Source organism: Streptococcus parasanguinis (assembly GCF_040908565.1).
Lineage (GTDB): Bacteria > Bacillota > Bacilli > Lactobacillales > Streptococcaceae > Streptococcus > Streptococcus parasanguinis_AC.
In genome coordinates this window covers 7611-21211 of sequence record NZ_JBDGEA010000010.1, presented here as the reverse complement: position 1 = coordinate 21211, position 13601 = coordinate 7611, and the positions used below count along the sequence as shown (strand labels likewise).

The 13601-nt window shown below is 41.1% G+C and carries 8 protein-coding genes and 1 other annotated feature; all 8 genes read right to left on the bottom strand.

The features are described from left to right. Positions 1–135: 135 nt before the first annotated feature. Positions 136–504, bottom strand: a complete 369-nt coding sequence (rplL, locus tag AB5Y61_RS06135) for a 50S ribosomal protein L7/L12 (RefSeq protein WP_003016256.1) — start codon at positions 502–504, stop codon at positions 136–138. Between the two features lie 74 nt (positions 505–578). Then, a complete protein-coding gene (gene rplJ / locus AB5Y61_RS06130) occupies positions 579–1079 on the bottom strand; it encodes a 50S ribosomal protein L10 (protein ID WP_223141857.1) in 501 nt (166 codons plus the stop codon). A gap of 38 nt (positions 1080–1117) precedes the next feature. Beyond that, positions 1118–1252: a sequence feature (ribosomal protein L10 leader region), on the bottom strand. Positions 1253–1313: 61 nt separating this feature from the next. After that, positions 1314–2111: a formate/nitrite transporter family protein gene (locus AB5Y61_RS06125; protein ID WP_368403517.1), complete on the bottom strand. Its 798-nt coding sequence runs from the start codon at positions 2109–2111 to the stop codon at positions 1314–1316. 156 nt (positions 2112–2267) lie between these two features. Continuing rightward, a complete protein-coding gene (locus AB5Y61_RS06120; RefSeq protein WP_368403516.1) occupies positions 2268–2972 on the bottom strand; it encodes a glucosaminidase domain-containing protein in 705 nt (234 codons plus the stop codon). 149 nt (positions 2973–3121) lie between these two features. Next, complete coding sequence (gene yihA / locus AB5Y61_RS06115) at positions 3122–3724, bottom strand: ribosome biogenesis GTP-binding protein YihA/YsxC (RefSeq protein ID WP_070662235.1); 603 nt, start codon at positions 3722–3724, stop codon at positions 3122–3124. A gap of 11 nt (positions 3725–3735) precedes the next feature. Then, positions 3736–4968: an ATP-dependent Clp protease ATP-binding subunit ClpX gene (gene clpX / locus AB5Y61_RS06110; RefSeq protein ID WP_368403515.1), complete on the bottom strand. Its 1233-nt coding sequence runs from the start codon at positions 4966–4968 to the stop codon at positions 3736–3738. 208 nt (positions 4969–5176) lie between these two features. Next, positions 5177–5686 carry a dihydrofolate reductase gene (locus AB5Y61_RS06105; RefSeq protein ID WP_368403514.1) on the bottom strand — a complete coding sequence of 170 codons (510 nt, stop codon included), beginning with the start codon at positions 5684–5686 and terminating at the stop codon, positions 5177–5179. Positions 5687–5832: 146 nt separating this feature from the next. Then, the coding region (locus tag AB5Y61_RS06100; RefSeq protein ID WP_368403513.1) for a CshA/CshB family fibrillar adhesin-related protein at positions 5833–13601 on the bottom strand (7769 nt) is incomplete at its 5' end.

Below are 13601 nucleotides of genomic sequence, written 5' to 3'. Positions count from 1 at the left end.
AACTGATTATAGCAACAATCTTGTCATATCTCAATGAAATATTTGATGATACAGGGTTTGTAAAAAGTATAAAAGAAAGAATGCACAAAAAAACCGAGGCCTAAACCTCGGTTTTTATTTTGATTGGAAACTCTATTATTTAAGAGTAACTGAAGCTCCAGCTTCTTCCAATTTAGCTTTGATTTCTTCAGCTTCAGCTGTAGCAACACCTTCTTTGATAACGCCAGGTGCACCATCAACAAGTTCTTTAGCTTCTTTAAGACCAAGACCAGTGATTTCACGTACAACTTTGATAACGCCGACTTTCTTGTCGCCTGCAGATGTCAATTCGATATCGAATGAATCTTTAGCAGCACCTGCGTCAGCAGCACCAGCTGCAGCAACAGCTACAGGAGCAGCTGCAGTTACACCAAATTCTTCTTCGATAGCTTTTACAAGGTCGTTCAATTCAAGGATTGAAGCTTCTTTAATTTCAGCAATAATGTTTTCAATGTTCAATGCCATTGTTATTTCCTCCAAATAAGTTTTAATTTTATGTTTTTATTTTTTATAGCTAGGCTACGCTGCGTAGCTTAAGATTAAGCTGCGTCTTCTTTGTTGTCTGCAACCGCTTTGACTGCAAGAGCAACGTTGCGCACTGGCGCTTGAAGTACAGAAAGGAGCATAGAAAGAAGTCCTTCGCGGTTTGGAAGAGTTGCAAGTGCAAGAATCTCTTCTTTAGATGCGACAGCGCCTTCGATTGCACCACCTTTGATTTCAAGTGCTTCAGCGTCTTTTGCAAAATCGTTCAAGATTTTCGCAGGTGCGATAACATCTTCGTTAGAAAATGCTACTGCAGAAGGTCCAACGAATACAGATGCAAGATCTTCAAGACCAGCTTTTTCAGCTGCACGACGCAAGATTGAGTTTTTGATAACTTTAAACTCAACTTCGCTTTCGCGAAGGTTGCGACGGAGAACTGTATCTTGCTCAACTGTCAAACCGCGAGAATCTACAACGACGATTGATGCAGCAGCTTTCATTTTTTCAGCTACTACGTCAACTAGTTCCGCTTTTTTAGCAATAATTGCTTCACTCATTAGTGTGTTCACCTCCGTAATTATTTTGCTTGGGGAATTTTTCCAAAAGAAAAACGCGCCCAAACCTAGACACGAAAGTACAATACGCTTCTTTTAATTGATACGTTTTGTCCTCGGTAGGATTTTTATGAGTCGAGCTCCCCTACTGTCTTAGGCAGTTTTTTCAAACCGTAGACTAGTTTATCACATATAAAAAAAGAATGCAAGTACTTTTGCAAACTTTTTTTATATTTTTTAATCGTTGTAAAGACCCTTGATATTATTCAACCAAGCATAGGCTAGTCCCATTAGGACTCCTCCTCCTACCCAGTTGGCAAAGAAGGTCACACCATAGTGACGTAAAATATTTAAAAATTCAAAATGTGGCAATTGGCTAGATACTGAATTAAAGCTTAATAATGAGAAAGAAGCAAAATTAGCCGCCAAGTGTTCATTGGTCATAAAGACAAACATATAAATAGCAGATAGGGCTAAGAGCACCTTCGCTGTTTCATCTTTGAAATATAGATAAGAAAGAATAGCAATATTTACAAAGATATTGGCAATGACACCTTCAAAGAAAACCACTTGATTGCTCCGTTGGAGTTTATTTTCTGCCACCGTGGCTAGGAATCCTTTTGGATCGATATGTGCAAAGGCTGTGGTTTGATTGAACAGAAAAGCGACGATTAAAGCACCAATTAAGTTAAAGAAGGTACAATAAAGAAGAATTTCCAGCGCTTTCTTCCAATGAATCTTCTTTAGATAGGTACCCGCCGTCAAATACATCATATTGGAGGTGGTTAATTCTGCATTTAAAAATAAGAGGTAAACCAAGCCCCAGGCAAAGATGAATGGAAATAGAAAACGACCAGATCCAGGTACAAAAGTATTTAATAAGTCTGCCGCAACTGCTCCGACTGCCGTACTTAAAGTAAGAAATCCTCCAGCAAAAATAGAACGGACTGCATAGCGAGTTTTAGATTTCTGATAAAGATCCTCTTTCTTATTACACGCCGCTCCCACTTTTTGAATAAAATTAGATTCAGACATAATATTCTCCTTATATAATGTTTGTGAATAAAATCATTATATCATAGACAAAACAGTTTGAAAAGGTTTTCAGGAAGAATTCTTAAATTCAATATATACGTTTTAAATCATATACCGGGAAATAATAAAAAACAGGCATTTGCCTGCTTTTCCTTTTTAATAATTTAAACGGTTCGCCCAAGCGATATCCAAATTCAAGATTTCTTGTGAAGTGAACTGTTGACGATATGGATTGTATACCGAACCAGTAATACCACCCTGAACATTTGGTGAATCATATTGAGTCAAATTATAGGTTTCAATGATATGATTGAGCTTTGCGTAGTAGCTAGTATCTGTCGCATAAACACCTGTCAAAGCTGCTGTTGCGTCTTGATAACTTGATGTGTTACTCTTCCAAGCACCTGCAAAATGTCCTTGTTTCAAAACTGCTACATAGTCTTGCAATGATTCATAATAAGATGGGTATGAACGAAAAGCATCATTAATGGTATAGGCATTTCCAGTACCATCATCTTCCCAAGTTTGCATCACTGCAGATTGCCCAGCATAACTTCCTTTAATCCCAAAAAGGTTGTAATGTGGATAAGAAGACAAGCCAGACTGACCTGATCCACTTTCCAAGATCGCTTGTGCAATCATAACGGAAGCATACAAATCATTCTCTTGACCAAGCTGACGAGCTGACTCACCAATTTGTGAGATGAAAGCTTCAGTTGGGTCTGAGTATGCTTGGTAAGTTCCATCATTAGCACCAACAGATGTTACGTGCTCGCTCATAGCAGCAGCAAATGTCCCCACTGCTAATACAGAAACGAACAAACCAAAAAATTTCGTTTTATTCCGTATTTTATTTTTCATAATACAATTTATCTCCAATTAATTTTTTATCATCTTTTATCTTTATAGAGATTATATCATATAAATAGAAGAAAACAAAGCTACTTATATTACACTTGTATTACAATTGCGAGATAAATCCAAAACAAAAATGACATTTTCATGTCATTTCAATTTATTTCGTAAAACGCATTTTCCAAAATAGCATCCCATGACTTCTCTAGTCCTTCCTTGGTTACCGAAGAAAAGACAATAAAAGTATCTGCTGGATCAAAATCCAGTTTTTTCTTAATAATGGATTCATGTTTGTTCCATTTTCCACGTGGAATCTTATCTGCCTTGGTCGCTACTAAGATCACAGGGATCTCATAATATTTTAAGAATTCATACATCTGAACATCATCTGCAGAAGGTTCATGACGAAAATCGACTAGACTAACCACTGCTTTTAAGTTCTCACGACTGGTGAGGTATTCTTCAATCATCCGTCCCCACTTCTCGCGCTCTTTTTTAGAGACACGTGCATAGCCATAACCAGGTACGTCTACCAAACGGAGTTTATCATCTATATTGAAGAAATTTAGCAATTGGGTTTTTCCTGGTTTACCAGATGTTCTGGCCAGGTTTTTTCGATTTAAGAGAGTATTAATAAAAGAAGACTTGCCGACATTTGATCGACCGGCAAGTGCAACTTCTGGAATCTCATCTTGAGGATAATGACTCTTATTTGCAGCGCTTAAGAGGATATCCGCATTATGTGTGTTAATTTCCATATTTTATCTTTCTAGGCTGTTTCAAGAATTGGTTTTTCAGTTCCATCTACAGCTTCTTTTGTGATTCGAATAAGTTTGATATCTTCTTGACTTGGAATTTCAAACATGACATCCATCATCGTTTCTTCGATAATCGAGCGAAGTCCTCGAGCTCCTGTTTTTCTTTCGATAGCTTTATTCGCAATCTCTTGAAGGGCTTCATCATCAAATTCCAATTCAACATTATCATAAGAGAGCAAGGTTTGGTATTGTTTTACCAAGGCATTACGTGGTTCTTTTAGGATACGGACAAGGTCGTCAACCGTCAATTGCTCAAGAGCCGCAAAGACTGGAAGACGTCCAATCAATTCTGGGATAATTCCAAATTTTTGAATATCTTCTGCAATGATTTCTTGCATGTAAGAGCTGGATTCATCGATAGCTTTATTGTTCTTACCGAAACCAATGACTTTTTCACCGAGACGTTGCTTAACAATTTCTTCGATCCCGTCAAAAGCTCCACCTACGATGAAGAGAATATTCTTGGTATCCACTTGGATCATCTCTTGTTGAGGGTGTTTGCGTCCACCTTGAGGTGGAACACTAGCGACAGTTCCTTCGATAATTTTCAAGAGGGCTTGTTGTACCCCTTCACCAGAAACGTCACGCGTGATAGAGACATTTTCACTTTTCTTAGCGATCTTATCAATTTCATCGACGTAGATAATGCCTCGTTCAGCACGCTCGATATTGAAATCAGCCGCCTGAAGAAGTTTCAAGAGAATATTTTCAACGTCTTCACCCACATAACCGGCTTCTGTCAAGGCTGTTGCATCAGCAATAGCAAATGGGACATTCAAGCTACGTGCTAAGGTTTGGGCCAAGAAAGTCTTACCTGAACCAGTAGGTCCAATCATGAGGATGTTTGATTTTTGCAATTCAACATCTGTCTCGTCTTCGCGCGTATCGTGGAAGTTAATGCGTTTGTAGTGGTTATATACCGCTACAGCAAGGGCACGTTTAGCCCGATCTTGACCGATCACATAGTGGTTCAAGATATTGAGCAATTCGATTGGTTTTGGAACTTCGCTAAGGTCTGCAAGAACTTCTTCTGCTAGCTCCTCACGGATAATTTCTTGTGCTAACTCTACACATTCATTACAGATAAACGCGTTGTTTCCTGCAATGATTTTTTGGACTTCATCTTGACTCTTTCCGCAAAATGAACAATAAACCATCATATCATTGTTTTGATTCGTTGGCATGTATTTCCTCTTTCTGTCATTTTCTGTTTCTATTTAGTTTAAAATAAGGTCATGTAAAAGGCGTGAATGGAATTCACAAGATTGGTAAAAGCATTTAGTAAGAATAAAATAGCGAGGCCGAACCGTTTTTTACGAAAGGTTTGTAAGGCGCAAATCAAACAGATGACACACAGGACAGCTGTAAAAAAACCAAAGACACTTCGCTCCATTAGTCTAAATCCTTTCTCTTATAATAGTTGACCTTAAAATCATATGGATTTTTCTCATCTTTCAGATGGGGAACTTGACGGACTCTTTCATAGTGGTTCTCTTCAAATTTTGGTGCCAATGTATCGCCATCAATCGTTGCATGAATCATGGTCTGAATCAACTCTTCTAACTGATCAGAGAAAAGCCTTAAAATCTGACTCCCCCCAATAATGTAAAGATTCTTCTCTTGATTCTGATACCACTCTAAGACTTCTTCTTTGCTATGCATGACGAGTACAGCATCATTTTCAGCATCATAAGCCTGATCTTGCGTTAAGATAATGCTAGTACGACCTGGTAGAACCCGTTTTTTCATACCATCAAAGGTCACTCTTCCCATAAGAATTGCTTGTCCCATGGTCGTTTCTTTGAAATGCTGAAGCTCAGCTGGCAGATGCCAAGGCATGATTTGGTCCTTTCCAATAATGCCATTTTCAGTTTGAGCCCAGATACCAATAATCTTTTTCATTCTCTCATCCTTTACACTGATACTTCTATTTTATCAAATTTTCTTATAAAAGACTGATTTCAACTATCTAGTTTGGAGGATATTTTTTCAAATACAAACAGAAAAAACCGCGAGATTTTCGCGGTTTTTCTTAGCCACAAGTTAGCTTAGTCTTCTTTTTTGCGTTTTGCAAATCCAAACAATGAGAGACCTGCTAAAGCACTAAAGATTGCAAGACCAGCAGTAGAAGATTCTTTTGTTCCTGTATTTGGAAGTTGTGCAGTAGGATTTTGTGGATCGATATACTTCACTTCTTCTTTCGTTTCTGGAACGACAGGAATCGTTGGCTCTTCTGGTTTTGGTTGTGGAGTAGGTTGTGGTTGCGGCTGTGGAGTAGGCTGTGGCTGTGGCTGTGGCTCTGGTGTCGGAGTTGGTGTCACAGTCTTCTTGTAGATATGTTGAATGTTTCCATCTTTATCTACAACAGTCTTCACGAAGTCATAACCTGGGATATCTTTCTTCGGTTGTTCCCCATCTTCTGTTGGGTTACCTGGGATAGGATTACCATTTTCGTCTACGTATGAAGTTGTAACTTTTTCATAGACGTGTTCAGTATCACCATTAGGCAATTTCTTCGTTTCCACAAAGCGGTAACCTGGAATTTCAGCTTTAGGCTCTTCTCCATCAACTGTAGGGTATCCTGGGATTTCCTTACCTTCTTTATCAATAAACTTAGTGATTGGAAGAACAGTTGGTGTGTAAGTTGCAGAAGCTTTTGTTCCGTTCACATCTTCACGAACCACTGTCACTGCTGGTGCAGTACCAGTAAATTCAGGTTCTGGAGTGAAGGTTACAGTTCCATCTGCTGCCACTGTGTAAGTACCAACACCTGGAATGGTCTTCGTAGTTGAACCATCTTCAAAGGTTGCTGGAACCTTATCATTCATTGGTACACGGCTATCACCTTCTGTGAAGCTTGGTTTACCTGTTTGAGTAGCACCCTTCTTACCAATTGAAGTTACTGGTTCACCCTTTGGAGCAACTGGTGTTACAGTTGGTGTGTACTTAGCTTTCACAACTGTACCATTCTTATCTTGGCGTTGAACCACGATTCCTGCTGCGGTTCCAACAAATGATTTTTCTGGTACGAAGGTTACTGTTCCGTCTGGAGCAACTGTGTATGTACCTTCACCTGGAACAACCTTAGTAGTTGAGCCATCAACGAATGTTGCAGGTACATCATTATCCATTGGTACTGCAGGATTTCCTTCAGTGAAGCTTGGTTTACCTGTTTGAGTTGCACCTTGGATATCAGTTGATGTAGCTGGTTTTGCTGTTGGAACAACTGGAGTAATGAATGGTGTGTACGTTGTACGTGCAAAGGTACCATTTGCATCTTCCATTGAAACGCCTACAGGAAGAACTTCACCTGAGTAAGCTTTGTTAGTTGGAGTGAAGATCACTTCACCTTTCTCTTTATCTACTGTGAAGATACCGATGATATCTCCTGCAGGTGAGAAGGCATTCAATTGATCAGTTGGGTTACCAGAATCATCGTAAAGTTTCAAGGTTGAAGGGTTCATAGGCGCAATTGGATCCCCTTCTGTGAAGGTTGGTTTACCTGTTTGAACAATTCCTTGAGGTGCTTCTGATGTAGCTGGTTTTGCTGTTGGAGTAATTGGAGTTACTGTTGGTGTGTAGGTTGCAGAAGCTTTTGTTCCGTTCATATCTTCACGAACAACTGTTACAGCTGGTGCTTCACCTACAAAGCGTGGGTCTGGTGTGAAGGTTACTGTTCCATCTGCTGCTACTGTGTAGATACCAACAGTCGGAATTTCCTTAGTAGTTGAACCATCTTCAAAGGTTGCTGGAACTGCATCGTTCATAGGAACATTTTCATGACCAGCTGTGAAGGTTGGTTTACCTGTTTGAGTTTGACCTTGCTTGTCAGTTGAAGTTGCTGGCTCAGCAGTTGGGGTTACTGGTGTTACAGTTGGTGTGTAAGTTGCAGTAACTGGAGTACCGTTCTTATCAACACGTTTCACTGTTACGCCTGTACCTGTTCCTGTGAATGATTTTTCTGGTACGAAGGTTACTGTTCCATCTGGAGCAACTGTGTAAGTTCCTTCTCCTGGAATGGTCTTCGTAGTTGAACCATCTTCAAAGGTTGCTGGCACATCATCATCCATTGGGATTGCAGGGTTACCAGGTGTGAAGCTTGGTGTACCTGTTTGTGTTTTACCTTGGATATCTGTAGATGTTGCAGGTTCAGCAGTTGGGACAACTGGAGTGATCTTCGGTGTGTAAGTTGTTTCAGCAACTGTTCCGTTTGTATCTTTAGCTTGAACTTTAACTGGAACTACATCACCTGAGTATGATTTATCCGTTGGTGTGAAGGTTACAACACCTGTTTCTTTATCGACTGTGAAAGTACCAATTTCTTTACCTTCTGGTGATTTAGCTACTACAGATTCTGTTGGTTGGCCGTTTTCATCAAGAAGAGTAATGGTATCCTTGTCGATTGGTGCAACTGGGTCACCTTCTGTGAAGGTCACAGTTCCAGTTTGAACCACACCTTGAGGTCCTTCTGATTCAGCTGGAGTTGCTGTTGGAGTTACTGGTGTCACAGTTGGTGTGTACTTAGCAGTAACTGGAGTACCGTTCTTATCGACACGTTTCACAGTTACGCCTGTACCTTCTCCAGTGAATGATTTTTCTGGAACAAATGTCACTGTTCCGTCTGGAGCAACTGTGTAAGTTCCTTCACCTGGAATTGTCTTGGTTGTTGAGCCATCTTCAAATGTTGCAGGTGTATCATTATCCATTGGAACATTTGGATTACCTGGTGTGAAGGTTGGTGTACCTGTTTGCGTTTGACCTTGTTTGTCAGTAGATGTTGTATCTTCTGCAGTTGGTGTAACCGGTGTTACAGTTGGTGTATATGTTGCAGAAGCTTTGGTTCCGTTCTTATCTTCACGAACCACTGTTACAGCTGGTGCAGTTCCGACGAATGATTTTTCTGGTACGAAGGTTACTGTTCCATCTGCTGCTACTGTGTAAGTACCAACACCGTCTACAGTCTTAGTCGTTGAACCATTGTCAAATGTTGCTGGAACATCATTGTTCATTGGCACACGGCTATCGCCTTCGGTGAATTCAGGTTTGCCAGTTTGTGTAGCACCTTGGATATCTGTAGTCTCAACTGGTGTTGCAGTTGGAGTTACTGGTGTCACAGTTGGTGTGTACTTGGCTGTGATTTCAGTACCGTTCTTATCCACGCGTTTCACTGTTACGCCTGTAGCAGTTCCAGTGAATGATTTTTCAGGAACGAAGGTTACGGTTCCATCTGGAGCAACTGTGTAAGTTCCTTCACCATCGACAGTCTTAGTCGTTGAGCCATCTTCGAAGGTAGCTGGTGTATCTTCATCGATTGGAACATTTGGATTTCCTTCGGTGAAGGTTGGTTTACCAGATTGTGTTTGACCTTGGATATCTGTCGATGTTGCATCTTCAGAAGTTGGAACGACTGGAGTAATCTTCGGTGTGTAAGTTGTTTCTACAGATGTTCCATTTGTATCAGCTGCTTGAACCTTAACTGGAACCACATCACCTGAATAAGATTTATCTGTTGGTGTGAAGGTCACAACACCTGTTTCTTTATCAACAGTGTATGTACCGATCACATCACCTGCTGGTGATTTCGCTTCTACTGATGCTGCTGGTTGACCATTTTCATCAAGAAGAGTAATGGTGTCCTTATCGATTGGTGCAACTGGGTCACCTTCAGTAAAGGTTACAGTTCCAGTTTGAACCAAACCTTGAGGTCCAGTAGATTCAGCTGGTGTTGCAGTTGGAGTTACTGGAGTTACGGTTGGTGTGTAAGTTGCAGAAGCTTTGGTTCCGTTCTTATCTTCACGAACAACCGTTACGGCTGGTGCTTTACCTGTGAATGATTTTTCAGGGACAAAGGTTACAGTTCCGTCTGCTGCTACTGTGTAAGTACCAACACCATCTACTGTCTTGGTCGTTGAGCCATCGTCAAATGTTGCTGGAACGTCATCGTTCATTGGCACACGGCTATCACCTTCAGTAAATTCAGGCTTACCTGTTTGGGTTTGACCTTGTTTACCTGTTGTTTCAACTGGTGTAGCTGTCGGTGTGACTGGTGTTACAGTTGGTGTGTAAGTCGCAGAGGCTTTGGTTCCGTTCTTATCTTCACGAACAACCGTCACTGCTGGAGCAGTTCCGACGAATGATTTTTCTGGCACGAAGGTTACTGTTCCATCTGCTGTTACTGTGTAAGTACCAACACCGTCGACTGTCTTAGTCGTTGAGCCATCGTCAAATGTTGCTGGAACATCATCGTTCATTGGCACACGGCTATCACCTTCAGTAAATACAGGTTTACCAGTTTGTGTAGCACCTTGGATATCTGTCGTTTCAACTGGTGTTGCAGTTGGAGTTACTGGTGTCACAGTTGGTGTATAAGTTGCAGAGGCTTTTGTTCCGTTCTTATCTTCACGAACAACCGTCACTGCTGGTGCAGTTCCAACGAATGATTTTTCTGGTACAAATGTAACAGTACCGTCTGCTGCTACTGTGTAAGTACCAACACCTTCAACGGTCTTAGTTGTTGAGCCATCGTCAAATGTTGCTGGAACAGCTTCATTGATTTCAACATTCTTCTCAACGCCATCAACCGTTACAGTTCCACCCTTGAATTCAGGTTTACCTGTTTGAGTAGCACCTTGGATATCAGTTGTTTCAGCTGGTGTTGCTGTCGGTGTTACCGGTACGATTTCTGGTGTGTAAGTTGTATCCACCTTGATTCCGTTTGAGCTTTCAGCTTGAACCTTGGCTGGTGTGACTGCACCAGTGTATGATTTATCAGTCGGTGTGAAAGTTACTTGACCAGTGGCTGAATCAATTGAGTAAGTACCAATTTCAGTTGTACCATCAGCGGCATAAGCTGGTGTCGATGAAACTTCGTTACCATCTTTATCTAGCAATGTGTAGCTATTGTCTTTAATGGTAATAGCTTTATCTTCACCATTTACTTGAACAGTTGTTCCTGCAAAGGTTGGTGTACCGGTTTGAGTCGCACCTTGGATATCTTTTGAAGTTGCAGGGTTTGCAGTTGGAACTGCTGGCACAACAGTTGGTGTGTAGGTCGCATCTGAAGTAATGGTTGCAGTCTTACCATTAGCATTTGTAATAGTAGCAGTTGCCTGAACAGTTACTCCTTTTGCAGTACCAACAAAGTCTTTTTCAGGTGTGAAAGTCACCGCTCCTGTAGTAGGGTCGATAGTATAGCTACCTTCACCTGCTACTGTCACTGTTGTTTCATCAGTTGGTTGACCAGTTGCTGGATCCACCAATTTCTTGCTTGTGATTTCAGCAGTCTTGTCGTTACTCAAATCAAAGGTTGGTGTTTGTGTTTGAGGAACATTTTGAACATCCGCAGAAACCTTGTCTGTAGGAGTCACTGTGATTGGTGTGACAGTTGGAGTGTACTTAGCTGTTGCAGTCTTGATGTAGTCCTGTTGGATCTTACCATCTTTGTTTCTACCAACTGGTGCTGACAATGAAACATCCACACCTTTGGCTGTACCAGTAAAGCTTGGGTCTGGAGTGAAGGTTACTTCACCCGTTGAAGGATTAATCGTATAAGTTCCTTCGCCTTCAACTGTTACAGATGACGCGTCAGTAGTGAGACCTGTGGCAGGATCCACCAACTTAGCAGGATATTCTGCACTTGGAGTGATTGCAATCTTTTCCCCATTTGCGTTAGTCGCAGTTGTGTTAAAGGTCGGAGTTTCTTTTTGAGTCGCACCTTGAACATCAGTTGAAGTTTTGTCAACTCCTTCGATTTCAATTGGAGTGACTGTTGGAACGTATTGACCATCCATAGTATTCAACTGACCATCAATGTTTGGTTCTTGGTCTGGGAATTTGGTTGACCAACCAGTATCGTAACCGTTGTTATCTGAACGACGGATAGAAATACCATCAGCTGTTCCTAGGAAGTTATCTTCTGGGATAAATTCAACGTCTACGTCCTTACCGTTGGCAGTAATCTTGTACTTACCTTGTCCTGGAACGACATAGTAACCATCCGCATCAAGAGTTGCTCGGTTGCCATCTCTATCAACGATGTATGGTTCTACCGTTTCGTCAATAACGGCACTAGAATTAAGCTCATACTTGTGTTCTCCACGTGCTGTAAAAGTTACAGTTGCAGTTTGCTTCGCCCCTTGAAGACCACTTGTTTCTTTGAATTCTCCTTTTGGTGGGTGCGTAATTTGAGTTCTGAAGTCTTCCACTTCCCCTGAGAAGGCCATACCAGTTGGGCTCTCAATCTCGGTAGCTTTCTTGGCAATACGAACACGTGCACCTAGTTCTTTAACGCTAGGGTCGATATAAGTCTTGCTGTTTGCAAAGGTCAACTCAACAGTGCCATCTTGTGTGATTGTAGCGAGATTTGAGCGTTCATCCTCATCAAATTTACCATTTTGGTTAAAGTCTACCCAACCATAGATATGTGCTTCTGAGGCTCCATCCAAATGGGCTTGAACTGACAGCTTGTAGTTACCTGGGCGTGTACGATCCATCTTGATCATCTCATTGGTTGTACCTTTAAGCTCATCTGGAAGCAATTGGTCAATTCCTTCATCGGCCGTAGTCGCCTTATCATCACCGAACCAGTCAAGAACAGTATTCTCATCCATATCTGGGCTCACATTACCAATATATGGTTGATTTACTTTAGCACCAGTTACACCATCTACAGTTGCAATGGTATGCATAGCTTTTCCGTATGACTCAGGAGCATCCCCTTCATCAATTGGGAAGAATCCTAGCATTGCTGACTGCTTACCACCTGAAGCGACATAAAGTCCAACTTCAGAGGCACCACGCGTCATAACGATTGGAACAGTATAATTACCTTCAGAAATGTTTGGTCCAAAGATACCAGTTCCTAGACCACCTGTAACTTGGTCAGGATTTCCAAAATACTTCCAAGCTACTGGTTTCTTTTCTGGTCCAACTTCAGTGGATCTACGAAGTTGGTTTAAGTTGGTATTATTAAATTTAGGATTAGGTCCAAAAAGATTTTCAGTATCTTGTGGTGAATATGTTACAGAAGTAGTTGGTCTGGTAAACTTTTTCCATTCTCCAATATGCTGCCAACCTTCTCCATTGGTAGTAAACATAACTAATTCACCTGGGTTAGCAGACTCCCCATCAGCCATAACAATAGCTGGCTTAACTGTCTTACCACGGAAGGTTGCAGAGATTTCAAACTGAACTCCAATATTTCCACCATTCAAAGCTGAACTTATGGTAGTCTTCTTGGTTTTCGTATCAATATTCTCAAATCTGATTTCAGTCCAATTATTTTGCGCATCAGCAACGATTTTGGCCTCTTCACCATTGTTAAAAGCTTGCTTAGCAGCATTTGAAGTGACTCCACTTACATAACCATTTTTTGCATTTGGATCATAGGTTGCTTTTTCTGCTTCTGTAGCCCCTTGATTTTCCATCCGTTTCTTATAGATTTCAGTCGCTTGGAATGGTTTCAAGGATTTGACTTTTACAGTCACTACATAACCAGGCATGATTTCCTTGGTATAGGTAGACCCAACTTGAAGAGCCAATTTTTCTTCTAAGTTCTCAGTTGGTTTAACTTCACTTTTAGGAACTAATACTGTAGTAGTTCCTGTCCAGTTAGCTACATCTCCAAAGTCCAACCATGAGATCTGGCTAGCCATAGATTTGGCATCAACATTTGTTGTAAAGCCAGGTTTTTCAACTTTTGGAGTTGAAGTTGCATCTTCAACATCATCCCCAATCAAGTTTGGATCATTGGCATCACCCAATGCACGGCGATTACGACGGCGAGAAGTGTTGGCTGTCTCTTCAGTGGCTAGTGTAC

What these genes read in the sequence shown, in the direction of transcription:
- rplL (WP_003016256.1), bottom strand. Translation starts at nt 504, where the DNA reads ATGGCATTGAACATTGAAAACATTATTGCTGAAATTAAAGAAGCTTCA.
- rplJ (WP_223141857.1), bottom strand. Translation starts at nt 1,079, where the DNA reads ATGAGTGAAGCAATTATTGCTAAAAAAGCGGAACTAGTTGACGTAGTA.
- AB5Y61_RS06125 (WP_368403517.1), bottom strand. Translation starts at nt 2,111, where the DNA reads ATGTCTGAATCTAATTTTATTCAAAAAGTGGGAGCGGCGTGTAATAAG.
- AB5Y61_RS06120 (WP_368403516.1), bottom strand. Translation starts at nt 2,972, where the DNA reads ATGAAAAATAAAATACGGAATAAAACGAAATTTTTTGGTTTGTTCGTT.
- yihA (WP_070662235.1), bottom strand. Translation starts at nt 3,724, where the DNA reads ATGGAAATTAACACACATAATGCGGATATCCTCTTAAGCGCTGCAAAT.
- clpX (WP_368403515.1), bottom strand. Translation starts at nt 4,968, where the DNA reads ATGCCAACGAATCAAAACAATGATATGATGGTTTATTGTTCATTTTGC.
- AB5Y61_RS06105 (WP_368403514.1), bottom strand. Translation starts at nt 5,686, where the DNA reads ATGAAAAAGATTATTGGTATCTGGGCTCAAACTGAAAATGGCATTATT.